18 protein-coding genes are annotated in these 20,484 nt (G+C 57.8%); 11 read left to right on the forward strand and 7 right to left on the reverse strand.

Annotation, left to right across the window (positions count from 1 at the left end):
- Positions 1 to 266: 266 nt before the first annotated feature.
- Positions 267 to 719 carry a helix-turn-helix domain-containing protein gene (locus NFX52_RS22945; protein ID WP_055392815.1) on the reverse strand — a complete coding sequence of 151 codons (453 nt, stop codon included), beginning with the start codon at positions 717 to 719 and terminating at the stop codon, positions 267 to 269.
- Positions 720 to 818: 99 nt separating this feature from the next.
- Positions 819 to 1,130 carry an HU family DNA-binding protein gene (locus NFX52_RS22950; protein ID WP_207402313.1) on the reverse strand — a complete coding sequence of 104 codons (312 nt, stop codon included), beginning with the start codon at positions 1,128 to 1,130 and terminating at the stop codon, positions 819 to 821.
- Positions 1,131 to 1,238: 108 nt separating this feature from the next.
- Between NFX52_RS22950 and xseA the strand changes: the two genes are divergently transcribed.
- On the forward strand, positions 1,239 to 2,978 hold the full coding sequence (xseA, locus tag NFX52_RS22955) for an exodeoxyribonuclease VII large subunit (RefSeq protein ID WP_252635833.1): 1,740 nt from the start codon (positions 1,239 to 1,241) through the stop codon (positions 2,976 to 2,978).
- A 3-nt stretch (positions 2,979 to 2,981) separates the two neighbouring features.
- Positions 2,982 to 3,311, forward strand: a complete 330-nt coding sequence (gene xseB, locus NFX52_RS22960) for an exodeoxyribonuclease VII small subunit (protein ID WP_055401080.1) — start codon at positions 2,982 to 2,984, stop codon at positions 3,309 to 3,311.
- A 330-nt stretch (positions 3,312 to 3,641) separates the two neighbouring features.
- Here xseB and NFX52_RS22965 read toward each other — a convergent pair whose 3' ends face one another.
- Positions 3,642 to 4,511, reverse strand: coding sequence for a WYL domain-containing protein (locus NFX52_RS22965; protein WP_369801401.1), 870 nt, complete (start codon positions 4,509 to 4,511; stop codon positions 3,642 to 3,644).
- 290 nt (positions 4,512 to 4,801) lie between these two features.
- Between NFX52_RS22965 and NFX52_RS22970 the strand changes: the two genes are divergently transcribed.
- Genes NFX52_RS22970 through NFX52_RS22995 form a run of 6 tightly spaced genes read left to right on the forward strand, consistent with a single transcriptional unit; the run spans position 4,802 to position 9,400 of the window.
- Positions 4,802 to 5,023: a hypothetical protein gene (locus NFX52_RS22970; protein WP_207402138.1), complete on the forward strand. Its 222-nt coding sequence runs from the start codon at positions 4,802 to 4,804 to the stop codon at positions 5,021 to 5,023.
- 37 nt (positions 5,024 to 5,060) lie between these two features.
- Entirely contained in the window at positions 5,061 to 5,957 is an 897-nt protein-coding gene (locus NFX52_RS22975; RefSeq protein ID WP_055401085.1) for an AAA family ATPase, read from the forward strand.
- On the forward strand, positions 5,954 to 6,439 hold the full coding sequence (locus tag NFX52_RS22980) for a hypothetical protein (protein WP_055401087.1): 486 nt from the start codon (positions 5,954 to 5,956) through the stop codon (positions 6,437 to 6,439). The genes NFX52_RS22975 and NFX52_RS22980 overlap by 4 nt, the downstream gene beginning before the upstream one ends.
- Positions 6,436 to 6,936, forward strand: a complete 501-nt coding sequence (locus NFX52_RS22985; RefSeq protein WP_055401089.1) for a hypothetical protein — start codon at positions 6,436 to 6,438, stop codon at positions 6,934 to 6,936. Before NFX52_RS22980 ends, NFX52_RS22985 begins: the two co-directional genes overlap by 4 nt.
- Complete coding sequence (locus tag NFX52_RS22990) at positions 6,933 to 7,835, forward strand: CBASS oligonucleotide cyclase (RefSeq protein ID WP_055401091.1); 903 nt, start codon at positions 6,933 to 6,935, stop codon at positions 7,833 to 7,835. The genes NFX52_RS22985 and NFX52_RS22990 overlap by 4 nt, the downstream gene beginning before the upstream one ends.
- 29 nt (positions 7,836 to 7,864) lie before the next feature.
- A complete protein-coding gene (locus tag NFX52_RS22995; protein ID WP_055401092.1) occupies positions 7,865 to 9,400 on the forward strand; it encodes an SAVED domain-containing protein in 1,536 nt (511 codons plus the stop codon).
- Between the two features lie 187 nt (positions 9,401 to 9,587).
- Here NFX52_RS22995 and NFX52_RS23000 read toward each other — a convergent pair whose 3' ends face one another.
- The 4 genes from NFX52_RS23000 to NFX52_RS23015 all read right to left on the reverse strand — a co-directional run bounded on the left by NFX52_RS23000 (position 9,588) and on the right by NFX52_RS23015 (position 16,005).
- A complete protein-coding gene (locus NFX52_RS23000) occupies positions 9,588 to 11,591 on the reverse strand; it encodes a DUF2779 domain-containing protein (protein WP_055401094.1) in 2,004 nt (667 codons plus the stop codon).
- A 79-nt stretch (positions 11,592 to 11,670) separates the two neighbouring features.
- Positions 11,671 to 13,050 (reverse strand): MBL fold metallo-hydrolase, encoded by a 1,380-nt coding sequence (locus NFX52_RS23005; protein WP_055401096.1) that lies wholly within the window; start codon positions 13,048 to 13,050, stop codon positions 11,671 to 11,673.
- The gene (locus NFX52_RS23010) at positions 13,047 to 14,915 is read right to left on the reverse strand and encodes a gluzincin family metallopeptidase (RefSeq protein ID WP_055401097.1); all 1,869 of its coding nucleotides are present in this window, start codon (positions 14,913 to 14,915) and stop codon (positions 13,047 to 13,049) included. Before NFX52_RS23010 ends, NFX52_RS23005 begins: the two co-directional genes overlap by 4 nt.
- A 61-nt stretch (positions 14,916 to 14,976) precedes the next feature.
- Positions 14,977 to 16,005 carry a patatin-like phospholipase family protein gene (locus NFX52_RS23015; protein WP_055401099.1) on the reverse strand — a complete coding sequence of 343 codons (1,029 nt, stop codon included), beginning with the start codon at positions 16,003 to 16,005 and terminating at the stop codon, positions 14,977 to 14,979.
- A gap of 377 nt (positions 16,006 to 16,382) precedes the next feature.
- Between NFX52_RS23015 and NFX52_RS23020 the strand changes: the two genes are divergently transcribed.
- The 3 genes from NFX52_RS23020 to NFX52_RS23030 are packed head-to-tail and all read left to right on the forward strand — an operon-like array spanning position 16,383 to position 20,388.
- Entirely contained in the window at positions 16,383 to 17,483 is a 1,101-nt protein-coding gene (locus NFX52_RS23020) for an SAVED domain-containing protein (RefSeq protein WP_162239788.1), read from the forward strand.
- A gap of 18 nt (positions 17,484 to 17,501) precedes the next feature.
- Complete coding sequence (locus NFX52_RS23025) at positions 17,502 to 18,731, forward strand: nucleotidyltransferase domain-containing protein (protein ID WP_252635834.1); 1,230 nt, start codon at positions 17,502 to 17,504, stop codon at positions 18,729 to 18,731.
- Positions 18,724 to 20,388 (forward strand): ThiF family adenylyltransferase, encoded by a 1,665-nt coding sequence (locus tag NFX52_RS23030; RefSeq protein WP_162239783.1) that lies wholly within the window; start codon positions 18,724 to 18,726, stop codon positions 20,386 to 20,388. The genes NFX52_RS23025 and NFX52_RS23030 overlap by 8 nt, the downstream gene beginning before the upstream one ends.
- The last annotated feature ends 96 nt before the right edge of the window (positions 20,389 to 20,484 follow it).

Raw genomic sequence — 20,484 nt, forward strand, 5'->3', positions numbered from 1 at the left:
CAAGCCTCACGGAGATGTCACGCCGCCGAAGTCACGATCTGAGCACTGAACCCACGGTCAAGGAAATCAACATGAGTCGGTCGAGAGAGTGTCCGCGCCGAAGTAAAAGTGAGCCACAGGGGGTGCGTGAATCGCCCCAACATTCCTAGACACTTTTGAGCCGTTGGGGGCAAAGGGCAATCTGACATTCGTCCCCGATTCTCTGCTCAAGGCTTCAAGCAATCCTAGGGCGAACCGCAGCCAGGTTCGTCCCCCTCAAAAAAGCCTCACTCCTGCAACTTGGCCAACGCCTCCCGCTTCCCCATCTTCAACACCACCTGAATGCACTCAAGCTGTTTCGCCCGTGGCATCGCCTTCCCGCCCTCCCAGCGCGCCACGGAAAGCGTTGAGGCCTCCAACAGCGAGGCCATGGCCTGCTGCGAGAGGCCCAACTGTTCCCGCTTAGTCGCCAGCGCCTCGGCCTTGAACTGAAAGCGACGTCCCTGGCGTGCCGGGATTTCGGCGTCCTGGGCCTGTGCCTTGCCCGGAGCCGCATGACGCGCTGCCGCCTTGTGTATCCCTTTCACCTGTGACACCAGGTCCTTCACATCCCGCTTGAGTGCCGCGATCTCGGAGCGCTGCGCCGTGACGGTCTTGCGCAGGCTGCCCAGTTCGCCCTTGATCCCCTTGCGCGCCATGCGCAGAACTTCGGCCCGGAATGCGTCGGAGAAGGCTGTCATCGTTGAACCCAATCTATGGAAGGTGTGGAGCTTAGAGGCCCCAACAAAAAGCCGCCCGGGGCTATTGCACACGGGCGGCTTGCGAATCGGTCTGGCCGATTACTTGCCGGCCTTCTCGGCCTTGCGCTTGGCGGCCTTGGGGTCCACCATGGCCTTGAACTTCGCCCCGGCCACGAACTTGGGCACTGTGGATGCGGGGATCTTGATGGCAGCACCCGTGGAGGGATTCTTGCCAGTGCGCGCAGCGCGCTTGGCTGACTTGAACGTGCCGAAGCCGACCAGTTGCACCGCATCGCCCTTCTTCACGGCGGTCTGGATGGTCTCGATCAGCGTGTCAAGCACGGCGTTGGCGGCCGTCTTAGAGAGGTCGTTCTTTGCGGCGAGGGTTGCCACGAGGTCGGCGCGGTTCATGGTGTGGATGCTTGTGAGAAGTGGTGAATCCCGGTTTATAGCCGATGCGCTCCGTGGCCCCGGCCCCTTGATCCACAATGGCGCTGCCTCGCAGCCCCTTCATTTCCCATGTCCCGGCAGTACCTGAACGTTCCCTTCGCGCAGAAAGACGCCGCCAAGTCGCTGGGCGCGCGCTTCGATGGCGCGGTCAAACGCTGGTATGTCGATGAGGGGCGGGATCTGGCGGTGTTCACCCAATGGCTGCCGACGCCCGTAGAGGCGCCCTCCTCGCTCTCACCTTCATCCACGGATCTGGCCCTGCCCTTGTCTGAAGGGACACTCGCCCTCCCCCATGCCAAAGGCATTCCGCTCTCGCGCCTGCTCAATGGCGTGGCCAGTGCAGTGGCTCAGGCGTTTTCCAAGGGGGTGTGGACCTTGGTAGAGGTAGTCGAGGCGCGGGTGCGCGGCCATGTCTACCTGGAGCTGTCCGAACGCGATGGCAGCGGCCAGCCCGTTGCCAAGGCCCGGGCGATGATCTGGAGCGCGACGGCCGCGCGCATCTTGCCGGAATTCGAGAAGGCCACGGGCGCGGTCATCGGTGCGGGCATCAAGCTGCTGGTGCTGGCGCGGCCGGTGTTCTATGCGCAGTACGGTTTCAGCCTGGAGATCGAGGCCATCGATCCCGAGTACACGCTCGGGGACCTGGAGGCGCGTAAGCGCGAGATCCGGGAGCGGCTGCAGCGCGAAGGGGTGTTCGAGCACAACCGGCGCCTGGAGCCGCCCTGGGACTACCGCTGCGTGCTCGTGGTGGCGCTCGAGGATGCTGCGGGGCTGGGGGATTTCCGGAAGGAGTCAGAGCGGCTGGAGCGCTTTGGGGCCTGTCGCTTCGTCTATGCCCACAGCCGGTTCCAGGGGGAAGGCGCAGCGCGGGAGATCGTCTCCGCGATGGTGCGGGCCTTGAAAACGTTTCCGAAGGGGGCGCCGCCCGATGCGATCGCACTGATCCGCGGCGGCGGCGCAGTCAACGATCTGGCATGGCTCAACGACTACGACCTGGCACGCTTCATCTGTGACCAGGATATTCCCGTGCTCACCGGCATTGGCCATGAGCGCGACAGCACGCTGCCGGACGAGGTGGCCCACCAGCGCTTCGATACGCCCAGCAAGGTGATCGCGGGCATCGAGCACCAGATCCTGCAGCGCACACGCGAGGCACGCATGGCGGTCGAGGCGGTGTTCACGGCGGCGGGCCGTCTCACCCAGCGCGTGCGAGCCGAGGCCGACCGCAGCGAGGCCCAGGTGCGCGCCGATGCCGAGGCCCATCTCGCCCGAGCCAGGCATGACAGCACCCAGGCCATGGGCCAAGTGGAGGTCGCGTCGATGCGGCAGGTGCACGAGGCCGCGGCGCGCAGCCTGGCGCGGTGGAACGAGACCCAGGGTGAGGCCCGTCGGCATCTGGCGGCGGCCCGGCAGCAGGTGCCAGCCTTGCTGCACGATGTGCGCACCCGGGCCCAGGCCAGTGTGGCCGAGGCGCGTGGCGGCTCGGAGCTTGCACTCTACGCCGTGGTGGACCGCGGCCACGCCGCGACCCGTGCGGCCAGCCAAGCCGCCGAGGACCGGCTGCAGCGCGTGGCGGAGCGCGCCCAGAGGAACCTGCAAGCCGCCCGGAGCAAGGCCGAGGCGCTCATGCGCGAGGTCACCGGCCAGGGGCCTGAGAAGACCCTGAATCGCGGCTTTGCGATCGTGCGCACGCCTGAAGGGAAGCCCGTGACGGGCCAGACCCAGGCGCGCGCCCTCTCCGCCCTTGAGATCCAGTTCCGCGACGGGATGGTTTCCGCCCGTCCGGATGACAGTAACCGGAAGGAATGAGTGATGGAAAGTTTTCGTGAAGCCTATGGCGTGCTGCAGCGACATGCCCAAACGCTGCGCAACCAGGACGAGCCCAACATCGATGACCTGCTGACCATCGTTACCGAGTCGGTGAATGCGTACAAGGTCTGCAAGCAGCGCATCGATGCGGTGGAGGCAGCGCTGAAGACGGCGCTGGATGGAGCGGGCGTGGATGAGGCGCCGGGCCCCGCACCGGCACCACCCGCAGCCAAGACGCGAGCCAGTGCGCGCCCGGCCCCTGCCCCGACTACGCCAACCTCGCCGCCCACTGCCTCGGGCTTTGAGGACATGGACGACGATATTCCGTTCTAAACACCAGGAGGCCCCAGGACGAGAGCAGGCTCGGAGAATTTTTTACCGGGCTTACAAAAGGACACTTGCGCGCTGTGACTCAATCCACGGCTTTGCCTATCTGCCGTGAGTTCGATTTCTCTTCGGGCGCGCACGTGGCGCCCGGCCTTCGCAGCACTGGTCGCTACCGTTGCTGCCGTCTCTCTTCTTCCCTCTGCTGATGCCCGCTCCAACCTGGGAGCCTACTACCCTAATGTCCCTCGCCATTCTCCAGGCGCGGGCATGCGCCCTGGAGGCTCGCGTGAATTTACGCCCCTTGCCATCGTGCATGTGGACTATGCGCTCACAGCCCTAGCTGCCAGTCAAGGTGAAATTACCGGCCGATTCCGGAGGCTGGTAACCCGGCGCGATTGTGGCGTTGGATGATCCGTAGAGAGACAACGGGTCCTGCAGCCAGAGCGCGTACTCAAGTCCACGGAGACGATGGTCGGGAGAACAATCTACGTTCCATCTTCTGAGCATATAGCCAGCGTTGGCCGAACGAACTCGGACTGACAGGACGCCGTCCTGCACTGGATAGTCCATGAGAACTATCTCTGGACGTGGGTGGTTTGGGTGAGGCACCAACCTCAGCTCAATGATCCGACTCCACTGGACATCCTGGTCTGCGCGCTCTTCCCGGCCTACTGTGCTGGCTTCCAGGACCTCTACGTCTTCCATCCGGGTCGGAACGAAATCGGTGAAGTGTTTCTTCAGCCGGTCAAAAGCGCGGACATGCCAGCGAACTCCATTGTCGACCAGCGCGAGGGGCACGAGCTCTCGACGTGTTTTGCCGCTACTCACCGAGTGGTAGGTCAACGAGACGGCTTTGCCTCTGTTGATAGCACGGGTGATAGGGGCAAGAACCTCGACCGAGGGAACACTGAGGGTAGAGGGGAACTCGCAGGGGATGACCGGCGAACTCATGACGTCTTCGCTCAGGCCAAATCCTTGGGAGAGCGTCGCCAATACGCGCAGTGGTGGGTGGTCAAACAGGGGCTTGAACTTAGAGCTTGGCCGGTAGAGCTTGCCCGTGCTGTCGAAATCAAGGTTATCTGGGGCCAAACCTCGATACATCGCTATGTCCCGAGTGGCTCCAGCCGGTGCTGTCTCAAACTTGGCGATAACGTCCGCTCGTCGGAGTTCGCCAAGGAAAAACAGTGTGAAATCGATGTGTGACAACCGCTCTCGTTGCACTCGGGTCAAGGTCTCCAAGGACGGGACCAAGTTTGGGCTAGGCTGGGATTCCATCCACGAATGATACCCGTGGGAACCTGTTCCATCTCATCTAAAAAAATCCTTGTGCTGATCATATTGATTAGATATAGTCACAATAAATCTCATTTATTGGCATCATGGTGATGCAAACAAAACGAGATTGCAAGGAGACGCCAGTGCTTGAACGGGTTGTGGATTACTTCCTTCAATTTGGAAGATTGCGGAGTGCGGGGCGATTTTTGACCCATGTGTCCGTGTACCTATGCATCTTTGGAGCAGCAGCGCATTGCATCACCGCAGTGCCTGCTGCTCTGCAGCATCGCTCGGCGCAAACGCTGGCCGAGGTGCTGCCCAACCTGCCCAGCTGGTGGGTTCCCGAGCACCCGGTGTCGTTCGTCGTAGTCATCGCCTTCGGCTTACTAGGCGTCTTCCTTTCGCTCAAAGGGAAGCAAGTAGACCGATACCTGAGCGCGTAAACGAGCCGCACTTCCCTCTAGAACTGAGAAAACCCTGATGTCGAACCATTCCGAAGCACCCAAGGGCATCCACCGCATCGTGAAACTGCCTGAAAAGGACCTGGCAGACCTGTGGAAGTCGATCATTATTGATGACGAAATCAAGTCGCGTCTGGTTGCACAGGCTATCGTCAACTTCACTGTCCGTCCTAAGGTCAAGCGGACGGTGCTGCCACTGCACGGCGCCATCCTTCTAGTGGGCCCACCTGGCACCGGCAAGACCTCGCTGGCCCGGGGCTTGGCGAACGAGGTGGCCACACTGATGTCCAAGGCTGGGTTCACACTGTTGGAGGTTGACCCGCATGCACTGGGCAGCGCAATGATGGGAAAGACCCAGAAGGCTGTCTCTGAACTGTTTTCGCAGACCATCGCGGAAGCTGCCGCACGTGGTCCGACCATCGTCTTGCTGGATGAGGTCGAGACGCTGGCTGTGGACCGTTCCAAACTGAGCATGGATGCGAATCCGGTCGATGTCATGCGAGCGACTGACGCGGTGCTCGTGCAACTCGACTCTTTGGCTGAGCAGTTCAGCAACATCCTGTTCATCGCGACCAGCAACTTCCCTCAGGCGGTCGATGCCGCCTTCACATCGCGCTGCGACCTGGTGCTCGAGGTCCCCCTCCCCAACCTTGATGCTTGTGGGCAGATCCTGACCGAATGCCTGACAGAGCTCGGCGAGATCTTCAAGGGCATCGAAAAGCTACCTCGAGAGTCCGGCTTCAAGCATTTGGTCTCTGACACGGTTGGCCTCGACGGACGAACCATCCGCAAGGTCGTTGCCAACGCACTCGCATCACGTAAGGAAGTGGCGGTGGCTCCAGCGAAGCTGACCTTGGCCGATGTTCAGTCGGCTATAGCCCTCGCCAAGGCCACGCGCCAGAAAGGCAAGCAATGAGCAACGCAACTGTCGTTAAGCGCGTCGTCCGCGGATCGCCTCACCGGGATTCCGTCGAAACATGGGACTTCATCGTCGGGCTGTTGACTCAAGGAAAGTCTGGGCCCAAGCGTGACGAACTGCTCTCCGTCGCCGGTGTCGCAAGTTCGATCCTCACAGAGATGGCGCCGAAGGACGCCGCCATCGTCGTTGAGTGCAAAGGCCCTCGAACGCGTATCTATTGCCTCTATGACGAGGACGCGATTGATGGCAGCGACGCCAAAGAGGACGCGCTGGGGCACGACCCGCTGGAAGGCGAGTGGGCTATTTCGCTGCCGTGCCCAAAGGATGACTTGGCCTGGGTCGAGCGAGCACTAAAGGCTAAGAGCAAGCGCATCACGGCCCGAGACATGACCTCTAAGTTCGGCTCTGAATCAACCGAGGACTCCAAGAAGGCGTCCGCCGACTTCTCCTTCGATACCAGCGAGTTCCTGAAATCATGAGCGCCGTTGCCGTCTATTCCTATTCGCACTCGGTGAGCTACGTCACCGACAACATCCTGAAGAGCTTGAAGGACGTGCTTGTACTGAGCGGCCTAGACCCCCAGAAGCTGGTTGGTGATCACAACGTCCTGCATGCCGGTATCAAGCGGTGGATCGAAAGCGAGCACCTCGATTTCGTGACTTTGGAGATCTATCACCCGAAGACGAATGCACTGATCAAACGTTGGGATATTGCGGTGACGTACTCGTGGTCGTCCGAGGCGGGCAACTTATGGGTGGATCCCGAGGCGCTGCGGTATGCCATTAGCAAAGAGGGCCTTCTGCCATCGGAGGCGCTCTACAGCGTGATTGTAAAAAACAAGGCGGGACGGCCAGACGTCGATGGATGGTCTGTCACAGAGTTCAGGTCCACCGACGGCATGGTGCGTCAAAGCATTGGTACTGGCGTGGAGCACAACGGCCTTAGCGCAAACATGAGCTACTGGAGGACGAAATGACCCTTACTGTGAATGAAGCATTCCGCAAGTTCAAAAGCCGCCTGGAGTTGAACCAGAAGGAACAGGACAATGCTTCGGCGAAGCACACGGAGGTGCGGGACTATCTGCACACCAAGTTCGCCATTGAAGGCGACTTCTTGACCGGCTCGTACAAGAGGCACACCAAGACCAAGCCACTCAAGGACATCGACATCTTCTTTCCCATGAAGCAGTCCGAGCGGCACTACCGCGACAAGGACCCTGGCGTGGTGCTCGATGACTACACGGCGGTGATGGTCGAGAAGTACGGCGAGAAGGCTGTTCGCAGACAGAGCCGATCCATCAATGTCGACTTCGGCATTGAGATCAAGGACGAAGATAAGACCGACTACAAGGTGCTGAGCATTGATGTCGTCCCGGCATTTACCTGTGACGAGAATTACGAGATCCCCGATGGTGACACCAGCAAATGGATCAAGACCAACCCCAAGATTCACGCACAGAAGGCCGTAGATGCTCACCAAGCCTACTCGAGCGAATGGAAGGGGCTTGTGCGGATGGTGAAGTACTGGAACAACAACCCAAAGCACGGCGAGAAACCCGTGAAGCCATCCTTCCTCATTGAAGTGATGGCGCACGAGTGCCTGCACGGCGGTTGGGGTGGTCAGTTCGACAGAGAGATACAGTCCTTCTTTGCGACCCTTGCTGATCGCATCGGTGACACGTGGGAGGATCCTGCGAAGCTTGGACCGCCCATCAGCGGGTCAATGGACGCGGCGCGCGTTGAGCGGGCCAAGAAGCTGCTGACAGCCGCCGCAAGGGAAGCCGACCAGGCCATTCACCTCGTCCGACAAGGCAAAAACGGTGAGGCGCTGCGTGCTTGGCGAGACCTGTTCGGCCCAATGTTCCCGCTTAGCTGAGCTTAACTCAATCAAGTGCACGGCGACAGATGACACAAGCAGTCAACACACCTCGATATGGCAACGCCTTCCAGGCGCGCATCTTCTGGACCTACGCACCAAAGCTATTGAGCTCCACCACAGCCGTCCGTCGAGTCGGGTTCGAGTCGGGCCCACGCGGCTTTGATGACGTCTGGGTCGAGTACGACCCAAGTCGCGGGCCGCTGGATCAGTTTGGCCGGCGGCTGCAGGTGGAGCGATTCCAGTGCAAGTGGCATGTGGGCAATGGCACGTTCACGCACGTAGACCTGACAGACCCCAATTACTCTGGTGCCACGACAACGTCGCTGCTGCAGCGTGCTCGGGATGCCTACCTGTCGGATCAGGCCGATGGATTTGCTTCGCGCATTCGGCTTATGACAAACCACCGCATCCATCTGGATGATGTCCTGCACAAGCTGGTTGAGCAGCAGCACCACACATTGAAGCTCGATGAGTTCTTCCAGGGCTCGACGAAACAGAGCAAGTACTGGTTGGCACGGGAAGCTTGGAGGCAGCACCTTAAGGTCGATGAGGCAGAACTACGCGCGTTCTGCGAACGGCTCGCGCTGACCTCAGTGTCGGAGTCGTTAGATGATTTCCGCCTGCGAATGGATGAGGCGCTGCATTTCTATGGGCTCAAGCCGAGCGAGCCAGGAACCAGCTCGACGATCTACGATCAACTGCCGTATGACTGGCTGGCACAAGGCCGAAACGAATTCGACGCAAAGTCGTTCCGCGAGGCCTGCGGGGACGATAAGTTGTTCGCAGACCAAGCGCCGCCACCGGCGAAGGTCTTCGGTGTCAAGTCCTTCGAGCACGGCTTCGACCGCCTTGAAGCGCGCTGTGATGAAGTCCTCAGTTTTTTGCCTGAATTCTCCGACCGCTACCTGAAGCCCGAGTTCACGTGGGACAAAGACCTTCTGCCCAAGCTGACCGCATTTATCCGTTCGGCTGGGCAGCGGGAGCAGCGTCTTCGCCTTGCCATGGACACCCACTTGACGCTGGCGTTCGCTGCGGGCACCGTGCTGGACACCAAATCCGGAAAGATTGTGGAGATCGAGCAGCGAACTCGTGGTGGTTCTGCCATCTGGGCCGCCGATGACGCGCCGGTAGATACCAACTGGCCAGGTTGGACGTTCAGCGAGTTCGACATGGGAACCAATGGCCCGGAGGTGGCTGTAGCGGTATCCATCACCCGAACCACAGAACAGCAGGTTCGTGCGTTTCTCCAGGGCCAGCCGAACATTGGTCGTTTGGTCGTCGCAGGCCTCACGGGTAGCGCATCGCAGTGCGCCGTGCTAAATGGCACCCACGCTGATCAATTGGCGGACCGTCTGGCTAACCACCTCAAGGATGTACGATCAATAGCAGGCCTTGCAGCTCGTCCTGCATTGCATCTGTTCATGGCGGCACCATACAGTGTTGCGTTCTTCCTTGGTCGCCATATCAAAGTCCTGCGACCAGTCACGCTGTACGAGTTCGACTTCGAAGGCGAGCGTGGCGGCGGGTACGTCTCATCTCTCACCATGGCAGCCGGTAGCTAGAGTCGCTGTTGCCGCCGATGTGGTGCACGCTTGAATCGAGGACAGCGCGTGGCAAAGCAAGTGATTTTCGCCCTGGGGTGGGCGTGAGGCGCTTTACCTGACGTCAAGCTCCGCGTCGCGGAGGTCGTTCTACAAAGCCAAAGGCGGGACTTAAGAAATGCCGGAACAGATGTTTGTGATGCCCCAATCAGGACTTGGCCGTAGCCGCCGCCATGTGGTCCCACGCCTGGATTGCCATCACCATCGCCAGTGTGTCCAGCTCGCAGTATCTAAGGAGGGCGCTCTCCATGTTTGCGCGGCGAGCATCAGGCAGATCCTCGAACTGGAGTCGGGCATAGGCAGCCATTGCTGCACCGCCTTCTTTCAGTTCCTCGGACAGGCCTTCATCGGCTGCATCGGCCTCATCGCGCGAAAGGTCGTCGAATACTGGAGGTAGAAGCGCGTACGGGTCCATTACCTCGCCATCACCCTCTTGCCACCAAGCAATGGGCTCCACAAAGTTCAGGCTGACACCCATTCCGCCGTAGTTCGCCTTACCGTAAGTTTCACGCAGAGCGGTCGAACTCTTCATCAGCGCTGGGAGTACCTTCTTCAGCGAGTTGCTGCCATTTGTAGACGGGTGGAAGTAGAACTTCTCTGCTATATCGCATAGGTCAACCATGGTCCTTGGCCCGTGAATCTTCTCTTTGGAAGAAACGGACCTTGACGTGATGGACTCAATAAAGGTTACCAGTGCGTCCTTGTCTTTGGGTGGTGTAGCCGATGCAAGGAGCTCTTCACGCAGCTTGTTCAGCACTGTGTTCTCATGCGCGGACCATCTGAAGATGGTGCCGTTGTCCTTACTAAGGGCATTGCACAGCGCGCGAACGAAATCAATGTTCGGATCGACACCAGGTTTGGCGCAGAGCCATTGGCTCCGGTGTTCAACCCTGCCATCTTCGTAGACGACATGGTGCGAAAACTGGAAGGCGGTGAGCTCGTACGGATGCCGACCGCTCGCGAAGGGGATGGCGACTGCGCTTGTCTCGAAGTCGATGCAATGCAACGGGAATTTCCATCCGGCCCTTGCAGATAGATAGCCCGCACCATCGAAGTAGTACTCGCCACCACCGGGCCACGCCGGCTGGCAGATATACCACTGTCGGTGCTGGCGCGTCATACCGTTGACGCCTGGATCTTCACCGTCGAATTTCAGGTCCTCCAGCGTGACCTGCTTTGCCTTCAGCACTCCCTGCTCGATGAGCTGAGTTTTCCCACGAAAGTTCCAGAGGTCTAGAACCGTCGCCTCGCTGAAATCAGCTTCTCCCCAATTGAACGCCTGTGACCAGCACTCATGAAAGCCGCTCTTGGGCTGTTCAGGCAATGGCCAGCTAGGCGCTTTGAACTGGCAGCCACCACAAGCTGACGAAGGAACGGGGGGAAGCGGCGTGTCCTGCGAGTAGGCAAGAGCGAAGGCCCCCACCGCTTCAGGGAAGGGACGCTGTTCCTTCGGCTCGACTGTGAGGGTGTCAGACAGGATCATGTCAACCTGTTCGTCCACAGGGACTGTGGCCAGCAGGAGCTGACCTAGGGATTCCAGCGTCGTGCCTGGTTCCACTTGGACCCTGAGACGCCGTCCCTCCACGACCACCTTGAATCGCTGATTGAGTCCATCAACTGTTGAAAATTGCTCCTTGTCGACAAGCATCAAGAATGCGTGAACCTGGTGACCAGGCAGCGCATTCTGTGCGACATAGCGCTGAAAAGCCACGTCTTGTAAGTACGGCAGGAACTCCGACTTCAATTGACCCTTGGCTCCTGTGAAGTCACCATCCTTTTTCGCGCTGTAGGACTTCGCTTTTACTTCGATGATCTCTATGCGCGTTCCAATTTTTCGCAAGACGTCAGCGCGCACAAACATACTTCCAAATGCGATCGCGGCTTCAAAGATGGTGACCTCGTCCTGCTGCAGGAGCTCAGCAGTCTTAGCCAGAGCAACGTCGTGGTCGAGGTCGTCAACACGGATGCCACCAGGATGGGCTAGACACGCCAATTCGCCCACCTGGTAGCCGCCCTCGGCCAAAGCAGCCAGAAAGCTGTCATCAAGTGATCGATCAAGATAACCCTTCTTGCCCGTGTAGTAGAGCTTCCTGGGGCACTCGGCGGCCAGCTTGAAGCGAGACTTAGTGAGGTACCTGATAGATTGGTTCATAACAGATGGCAAGTGATCAAACACCGCGGTTGCTTCGTCCGGAAATCCCAGCTCTTGGGCTTATGCATTAGCTCTCTAGTCAGAAATCAATTCGGACGTGTGTGTATAGCCCATTGATGGGAAGCTCTTGCGTGGAGTGAAAATGCGTATCGTGTTTCAGCTCATCCACCAGCGTTTTCCTTGGAACTTCTGTTCGCTTCTCTTCGCTGCCGTGCTTGCCTGCCATGGTCGATAGAACGGAGGTCATGCGGTCCTTTTTCGAGGAGTTTCCACGCTTGTTGAAGCCCTTCCAAAGTGACTTGGGCGTAGCATTTAAGCTCCCGTGATGTCCGACCTTGTAGAGGTCAACATCTGCCAGCATTTCCGCAATCCCGGGTTGTTCAAGTGCATATGACCAGTTCTCGATCTGCGCATCACCAGGAAACAGCAACCGCTTTCCACCCACCTCGAAAAGCAAGATGAGACTGGTGTTGTTCATCGCCTTGTCCAGCATGGTGACAATGCCAAGAAGCTGATTGCCGCGAGCATTGGTGATGTGCTTCGCCGCCCAGCGTGCCTCTCGCGGTAGCTTGCCTTTTTTGGCGAAAACATAGCTCGCATCAAATGGCCCATGCGCGTTGCCGTCGATTGAGTTTGCCGTGGACACTCCACGAGCATGGAAATGCCAAAACTCATCGTTGTCAGTGGCGCGCTGCTTCTTGATGGTCGCGCTTTGATCCACCGTGGGCGGCCCCAGCACGTAGGTCTTTACGCCGGGTAGCAAATCCTTAAGAGGGTCCTCCATGCCGTAGTAGGCATACGAGCTTTTTCCTGCATTACCCATGCCCGCGAGATTCTCAACAGCAGATAGGTTCTTGGTGTTATCCCGCCCCAGAAAATCAAGCCGTTCAGCCAGGCCTCGTGGTAGTCCTCCTGGCTTCTCAGCGGCCAATTTGACGACCTGCTCCGCCACGTTGTTCATGGCCTGAAGCGCGCTAAATGCACGAGTGCTTCCAGCGGTGGCTTTCGCATTTTTTGTGAGTGGCCCCGTAGCGTCCGTTGCCAATGCCAAATCTTCAGTCCAAGGCTGCAGCACAAGGCGCGGCTGAAGTGCCCGAATGATGTCTCCAGAGCCATTGCCGTTGGATTTCGTGGCGAATCCGCTGATGTGGTCGGCATGTCGGTGTGTGGCAACAACAGCATCCAGTTGCGCTCCCCGACATTTCTCCCTAATGTCTTCCGCAACTCTCTGCATTAGCTTTCCACTGTCCGCTTCTGGCGCTCCAGTGGTGCCAAAATCAATGAGCACATGCCGCTTATCTGAGTCGGCATCCCCATACACGAACTGCAACAGAAAGCAGTCGCCAAACCCTACTTGGTAGGCGAACAGATTGAGATGAGTCGGGCCCTTGGCAGACTTCGTCAAAGCAGGAGGCTTTGCGCCCGCGCCCACCTTCGGACGCGCCTTGTTCGTACTCATGCCGAGCCTCCTAAATGGCCTTTCGTCGGGAGCGATACAGCTTGTGCGCGTTTGGCTCGCGGACTGGACGAACTTCTCTGCCGTTTGCCTGTCTCATCGCACGAAACGCAGTTCGCTCGCATCCGATGTAGATTGGCAAAAGCACTGCCGATCTCGGGCTCCTCCATGGGTTCGCCGACCAGGTATTCAAGACGTTTTCGCTGCCATTGACCATCGCTCATTTGCCTGGCGATGTGGTACTTCAACTGGCCATATTGGTCAAACACAAGTGTGCCTGCGCCATAGACGGTCAGTGGCGTATTGGAGTTCACACCAGGTGGTCGCGGATCCACGTTGCAAACCACCTTGAGCTCCGCCCCGAATATGTTGGCGCGGCTGACGTATTCGCAGATGGTCTCACGCAACAAGAAGCCCTCAGGCCCGATGCGTAGGCTGGGGCGTACGGAGACTACTTGGGTGTAGGACCGCTCGTCGACGCCCAGTGGGTCTCGGTTTTCCCAGATGAATCGGAATACTTCTTCTGGGTCGCGGAGCATGGATTCAAAGTTCGTCCTCCGATACTGGATAGAGGCGTGTTGCGAAAACCCAAGCCAACAGCCACTCGCGTCCGTTCTACTCGCAGGAGGCTCTATTCCGAAGGATCCAAATACTTTTAGGACAGTGTCTCGATAGTGGTACCGCTTGTCATCGGGGGCAATTTCAGCATCCGCTGTGAGCAGTGCAGCAAGGTAGTCACCAAATTCCAAGTCCAAAGGCGGGCAATAATCGAGGGCTCGAATTGACATGGTGAGAAGGTGGTCTGCCACCTTTGCCCCCTCGGCCGCAACCTCCACGAGGTTGTAGTAACCATCATCAAAGGTCCCAAGCTCCTCAATGCGACGCAGCCAGATCTGAAGGAACGTACGCATCAGGGCGGCAGCGAGGATTTCCCCTCGGGTGTGCGGCTCTCGGAAGTCTGGAGAGCCGAGCAAGTCGCGTGAGGGCTTGATTCGTACTGATCGGCGCAAAGCATTCGCTCGCATACCCCCCAGCGCCCGCCCGAACTCCTCCGCAAGTCCCATAAGGGCGCTGTCGGTCAACGCGCTGGCAGTGAGCGCCCTTCGATGAATCAGAGATTTGCCGTTGCTCTTGATGGCGACGCGTTTGGTTCCATCATTGAACTGGGTCAAAGCCAGTTCAACGATTTCCTTGAGCGAAAAGATCGACAGCAGCGCGACAACATCCGAGAAACCTTCATGAAAGGCAGCCTGATCAGGTCCGGAGAAGTTCATGAAGCCAGCGCGGAGGCCGTCTAGCAAAGCGTGCGTAGTCTCGTGCACGACGATGTCATGCGAGAGGCTCGTAAAGATAAAAGGCTTCGCGGGCTCCTGATCGGCCCTGAAGTAGCCGAACATCAACGCGCGGTCTTCACGGGAGTAGAACGCATTGGCATCCACAAATGCGTGCGGGGCAACATGGAGCTGGTGACCATCGAAACCCCAGTGCACCCGCCGTCCCAATGCGTACTCAAAACGCGCCAGCGTTCGCATTACCAACGCATAGACGTTCTGCCCGTGAAACGCCGGGTTGGCTAGCAATTGGTCTTCCACCTTTTTGCGGAGCTTGCTCCCGGGAGGTGGAAGCTGGGCCGCAAAAATGTCCTCTAGCCTGCCTTCCGCATCCTCTTGGTATGCGTGGGCCTTGTACAGCACGCAGGCCTCCGCATCGAAGTCAACGACCTTGACCCGGTATCCCGTGGGCCCGAGGGCAAGTCGTTCTGCTGGGACATCTACAGTCGCAAATACCCGCTCTCCTGAGGGCCCCCTCACTCCTGGATCTTGGGCCAACACTAAGAACGACTGCTTGCCTGGCTTGATCATCGTCACGGCTGGGCTCCTCTAGACTGCGCGACCTCATGGGGTCGCAATTTGACCTGGAAAGATCGGATCAAACCGCCGCGAGGAGCTCGGGTGCGTATGAACGAAGGCGGGCTTCAACGAGTGCCCCTCCGTGGCGTTGGAGAACAGTCATTTCGTCGTCGTTCAACCGCTTCAGGTTGGTGCTGATCGAGGACGCAAAGGTGGCATCTCCCGGGTTGGCTTGCCCCTCGACGCTATCGATAGAGAACCACAGTGGCTTTGGCCCCCTACCCGCCAAGTGCCGATGCTGCATGCGATCGAACTGCAGCCCTCTCACTTGCTCCATCAGAATGTCCAGAGCAGCTTTGAGGACCATGGCTCCAGCCTCTGTTGGCTCTGAGGTATTGGTGAACGGCTTTCCGCCGTCACTGGTGATTAAATAGTCGAGCTTGTTTCGTTCGCGCAGACCAGGGTTGATACCGAGGTTGTCGTAGACACCACCATCCGTGAGCGTCACATAGCCCACTTGCTCTGCCGGAGGGTAGACGTCCGGATCCAACCGCAGGGGGCCGAAAACAGGCGGGAATGCTGAAGATGCCGCAACTGCATTGCTGATTCTGAAGGTTCCCGCATCGACAACGCCAAGCTCATGCTCGCCCATCTCCGCTTTGGAAGCGCTCCCACCACCAGCGACAAAGAAGAACATGTTCCCCGTAGCGATGTTCGTCGAGTTCAAGTAAATCCGAGGGCCATGTTGCAGAGTGGACAAAGACTTCTCACCGAATAGATCTCTGTCGTAGCTCTCAGCCAACTTGTCCAAGCGGGACTCAAACGGATCCAGGAAGCCCCCGATCACGGACCCCACTGCAATTGACTTTGTTCTGAGGTACTCATCGAGCTTGTGGAGTGCTGCATCGACACCACTTGACCAATTCGCAGCAAGCGTTGCCCCCGCAATACTTCCGCCACTGACACATGTCAAAAGATCAATGCCTTGGAGAAGCCGCAGTTCGTGAAGCTTACGCAACATGCCCAGATGAAAGGCAGCAGCTCTGAATCCCCCGCCAGACAAAGCAAGGCCAATGCGGCAATCTTTGCCGCCGATCGTCACTGTCATAGTCCCTCCATCTCGACTGAATTTATGAAGAAACGTTACAGCAGCCGGGGGGAGCGTGCAAGAAATTTGTTCCCTGAACAAACTTGTCTCCTCCTTGGATGAAAAGAATGCTTGGGGCAACGACACTTGTTTTGCGGAATCTGCCGCTTGGGATCCTTTGCAGCGGTTGCTGTCGTTTGAGAATCAATCTCATACGGCTGCAATGGGGCCAGAAGCTGCCGCTGACCAATACTCAAATTCCGCTGGTTGACCCTCTTCAGACAACCCACACCCCTGTGATAAAAATGGTGGACCATAAGTAGAAGCAGGAACGCCCAACGCTTTCGTCCACCATGGACGCTAGGGCGGCCTGCAAAAACAAGTATTTAGGGAGTACCGTGGCCTGGCTCAAAAAAATGATTGAGGTTCTGATGGCTTACTACACCAGAACTAGACGCCCTGTCTACCTGGTGATGGGCATGTGCGTGAGCCTGCTGGTAACGGTCTTGGGCTTCAACTTCGACGCGAGTTGGCGGCGCCAAACTGAAGCGGGTGTTGAAGAGCTAAAAGTTGGGACATCAGGTGGCGCGGGAGTAGTTGGCGAAGTTGTCGGGTGGGCTGCGGTCGCGTTTTTTGTTATCTGCGCAAGCATTGTTGTTTTTGAATTGGTGCGGGAGTTCCGCGCGGCCAGTCGCAAACGTGTCATATGCGTCGAATTGCGTGGCTTGGTCGACACCACCGCCACCCCTCTTAAAAGCGCCATTCCTCCCAGTTACATCGGCCGCCGTGAAGATTGCTTGGTCAATGTCCGTGACTATCTGACCGGAACGCCACCGAACGTACAGGCAGCTATTTCGACCCTGAGCCTCATTCCTGAGCAAGTTCGCCTTCGCTGCGGCGACACTATTCAGGCGGACGTGACGGTTGTCGCAGGGGGCATCTTGCAGGTACCGCTCCTGTTTTACGCAGGCATGCTTCTCAATGACGGAGGAAGTAAAGAGTTCTTCGATTGGGAGCGCACGCGACACGCGTGGCAGGAGCTAGCGGGCATCGACGACGGCGACCGGTTCGAAGTATTGGATACGGACGTGCTGGTTGAAGGTATCGAAGAGGTGGTGCTGGCTGTTTCGGTGTCTTACCGCATCCGAGAAGAGCATCTCAAGAACACTTTCGAAACAATTCCAGTTGTTCGGCTTCAGCTATCCAACTCTGCCTTGAACGAGCTCTGGTCTAAAGAAAAGCAAGTGGCCCTGCTGGACCAGTTCCTCAAGGCCATCAACAAGCTTTCAGACCGGGGCATCAAGCGGATTCATCTTGTGCTTGCAGCACCCGCAAGCCTTTCGCTTCGCATTGGCTCGGCATACGACAGGAACATGCCAGAGGTGCTTGTTTATCAGTTTGAACCAAAGCAACCCCTTCACTATCCTTGGAGCGTCGCAATGCCTCGTGCTGAGGGAGCTCACGCTCAATTTGTCCCGACCCAACAACCCCTACATTAACCCTGCTTAGGAAAAGCCATGACGACGAACCCCATTTCGCTTTCGAAGAGTGTCATTGCAATTCTTGACGCTCGTAAAGATGCGCTCCAGTGGGAGAAATTCATCATTGGCATGCTGTCCAAACTGGAACTGCCCGAAGAGAAGCGAGCGAAAGCCATTCAGAAGTACGAGGACCTTCAAAAGCACATTGCCAAAAAGCTTCATGTTGACGAGACAAGCGTACACGTCATTGTCCAAGGTTCGATGAAGACACAAACCACCATTGCCATGTACGGAAACACGAAGTTTGACTTGGATATTGTGGTCAAGCTGTCGTCCCCAAAGTACGCGAACCTTGGGGAATCCGAGCAGTTTTTTCAGGACTTCGGAGAATCGCTCAAAGGGGTTGGCGGAGCTGGAGAACCTTCGGCGAAGAGCCGTTGCTGGCGACTCCAATACCCCCATGAAAGCTTCTACTTCGACGTCACGCCGGCCATTCCCACTAGTCACCAATTTACTGGAACTGAGCTCCGAGTGCGTGACCCCGAAACCATTTGGAACCCCTCCAATCCAGAGGAGTTTGCGGACTGGTTCTGCGGCATCGCGAACAAGCGCTTCCATTTCCAAGAAGGCGTTGCTGTCGCGAAGAGCATGGTTTTGGAAGACTTCAAAGCCGACCCTGTCCCAACTGAACCTATCCGCATTGACGACATCCTGCGTCGTACTGTCCAGTTGCTTAAGCTGCATCGCGATAACTACTACCGTGGCAAACCAGATGAGCGCCGCGCAGCCATGCCCATCTCTGTGATTCTGGTCACCTTGGCCGCAACCGCTTACGACGAGATGGTGACGAAAGAAAAACAGGCGTTCACCAGCGCTATTGAAGTCGCTCTGGAGGTTGCGGATCGATTGCCCAAATACATTCAGTACGTAACCGGGATTTACTCAGTGATGAACCCGGCGTTGCCAACCAGCCATGGCGAAAACTTCGCGGAGCGCTGGAACAAGGACGGCGGCGCTCGTAAAATCGAGTTTTATGGTTGGCACACCCAACTCAAGAAGGATCTTGAGGCCCTTTTCTCCGACGAGCACACCAGGAGGGGTGAAAAGAACATTCAGAACGTCTTCGGAGACCATGGCGTGAAGGCTTGGCGCGCAGGCCTGCATGCCACAGGCGCCCTGGGCGGCTTGCTCGGCACGCTGCCCGCAGAACCGCGCTCTAACCCCACCCGCCCTATTCCAGCCGGCTCCAAGGACCAACTTGCCTGACCCTGCACTGCAAGTGGTAAGCCTGTTTGATAAAGCCAAGAACGCGGTCGCTGCTTGGCTGGACGGAATTGGGCCAGATTTTGCGGCTCGGGAGACATCTCCTGGAAGTCAGGCGAAGCTCTACAGTTGGAGGCTGGCAGAGTTTCGTGAGGGGCTGAAAGCCCGGCTTGTTCTGCCCCTTGATTTCCCTGCTACGCCTGCCCAGGTCTACATCAGTAAAGAACTTTGCTTGGTGTTGCCCCACGTGGAGGAGGACGGGCGTGTTTGCCACAGCATAAGGCCCAAACCAGGTGACTACGACAGCCCGGCGCACGCAGTCGGTGACGTACTGACGGACTTCCAGCGGTTCGTTGACGCCTGCAGGGATGCGGACTGGGTGGATAAGGAGTTTCAGTCGGAGCGAACTGCATACTGGATAAGGTACTCTGATGCAGTGCGTGTTCGGCATCAGCTAAACACGCCGAGAAAAATTCGCGCCGCTGTAGGGTCATTCGAAGGATACGTTGACGGTGACTTGGCACTTTATCGGCGCCAACCGCCGAGCAAACGAGCCAATATTGCACTTGCGACCGTAGGCACAGTCGATGCGAACGTGCTGTCGCATCGGCACGGTTGGGCACGCGGCGTGTACCAGAAGGGCCACACGCTGTTTGTGCGAATGCCAGATGAAGCGAGATGGACACCCAATACTTGGGCTCGCTCTTTTGGAGAACTCCAGTTGCTTATAGAGGGCTGGACAGGGCAAGAGGTGGAGCTGTCAAAATGGCTCAAGGATAAGCAAGACGGCAAAGAGCACTCCTATCTTATTGTCCTGATCCAAGGCCCTGCGACTTTTGGCTATTACATCCTGCCACCACCTGTACCCGGTTTGACGGAGCCAAATGCGGTGCCCGTGAACGTTGAACGGGTCGATGCTGATTGGGGGCTGGCTCGTGACCATCAGCTGCCGATCCTTCACAACCGCAGGTCCAAGCGTGTGCTACTACTGGGCTGCGGCTCGCTTGGCTCTCCCATTGCAGAGTTGCTTGCCCGTGCGGGTGCTGGCTACTTGAGCCTAGTCGACATGCAGACCTTTAAGCCTGAAAACACATCCAGACATGTACTTGGATACTCCTCTACAGACAACTTCAAGGCGGTGGAGCTTGCGTTGAAGTTGCGCAAGGAAGTACCAGGTTTGAAAGTGGATGGCCGCGCAGCTATTGCTTCCAACTTCGTGGAAGTTGCGGTCAGCGAAAAGCAGTTTGACCTTGTCATCGACTGCACTGGGGAAAGTGCTGTGCGCGTCCTGTTGGGTCGATTGGCAGAGGGACTGCTTGCCAACACGCCGGTAGCCATGGCTTGGGCGGAGCCAATGTGCGCCGCTGGCCATTTGGTCTGGCTTAATGCTGGTGACTCCTGGCCGCAATCTGACCCAGCGGACGTCGCCGTCAACATCGCAAAGTGGAACGCAGATACTGCAGTTCGACTTCCTGCGTGTGGTGTCAGTTTCCACCCCTACGGAGCTTCTGACATCTGGCAAATTGCCGCCTTCTGCTGCGAGCGATTGCTTAGTCACATTGATGGAGCACAAGGGTCGTCTACGGTCTGGACATGGACGAGAGGCACAAAGTTCTTCGAGGAACTGGGTGAGGTTGCCCCTGAAAAGTGGAGTTCTTAACCCTTGTTGAAAATACCGACAAGGAGTTGAGCAATGAGTGACAAGCAAGTGCGTGCGCAGTACACGCGGGAGTTCAAACTGGAGGCGGTTCGGCAG

Source organism: Acidovorax facilis, assembly GCF_023913775.1.
Taxonomy (GTDB): domain Bacteria; phylum Pseudomonadota; class Gammaproteobacteria; order Burkholderiales; family Burkholderiaceae_C; genus Acidovorax; species Acidovorax facilis.

Coding starts and splice junctions, on each gene's coding strand:
- NFX52_RS23015 (WP_055401099.1), bottom strand. CDS start 16,005: ATGACAGTGACGATCGGCGGCAAAGATTGCCGCATTGGCCTTGCTTTG.
- NFX52_RS22995 (WP_055401092.1), top strand. CDS start 7,865: ATGACACAAGCAGTCAACACACCTCGATATGGCAACGCCTTCCAGGCG.
- NFX52_RS23005 (WP_055401096.1), bottom strand. CDS start 13,050: ATGAGTACGAACAAGGCGCGTCCGAAGGTGGGCGCGGGCGCAAAGCCT.
- xseB (WP_055401080.1), top strand. CDS start 2,982: ATGGAAAGTTTTCGTGAAGCCTATGGCGTGCTGCAGCGACATGCCCAA.
- NFX52_RS22985 (WP_055401089.1), top strand. CDS start 6,436: ATGAGCGCCGTTGCCGTCTATTCCTATTCGCACTCGGTGAGCTACGTC.
- NFX52_RS23000 (WP_055401094.1), bottom strand. CDS start 11,591: ATGAACCAATCTATCAGGTACCTCACTAAGTCTCGCTTCAAGCTGGCC.
- NFX52_RS22945 (WP_055392815.1), bottom strand. CDS start 719: ATGACAGCCTTCTCCGACGCATTCCGGGCCGAAGTTCTGCGCATGGCG.
- NFX52_RS22990 (WP_055401091.1), top strand. CDS start 6,933: ATGACCCTTACTGTGAATGAAGCATTCCGCAAGTTCAAAAGCCGCCTG.
- NFX52_RS22975 (WP_055401085.1), top strand. CDS start 5,061: ATGTCGAACCATTCCGAAGCACCCAAGGGCATCCACCGCATCGTGAAA.
- xseA (WP_252635833.1), top strand. CDS start 1,239: ATGTCCCGGCAGTACCTGAACGTTCCCTTCGCGCAGAAAGACGCCGCC.
- NFX52_RS22980 (WP_055401087.1), top strand. CDS start 5,954: ATGAGCAACGCAACTGTCGTTAAGCGCGTCGTCCGCGGATCGCCTCAC.
- NFX52_RS22950 (WP_207402313.1), bottom strand. CDS start 1,130: ATGAACCGCGCCGACCTCGTGGCAACCCTCGCCGCAAAGAACGACCTC.
- NFX52_RS23025 (WP_252635834.1), top strand. CDS start 17,502: ATGACGACGAACCCCATTTCGCTTTCGAAGAGTGTCATTGCAATTCTT.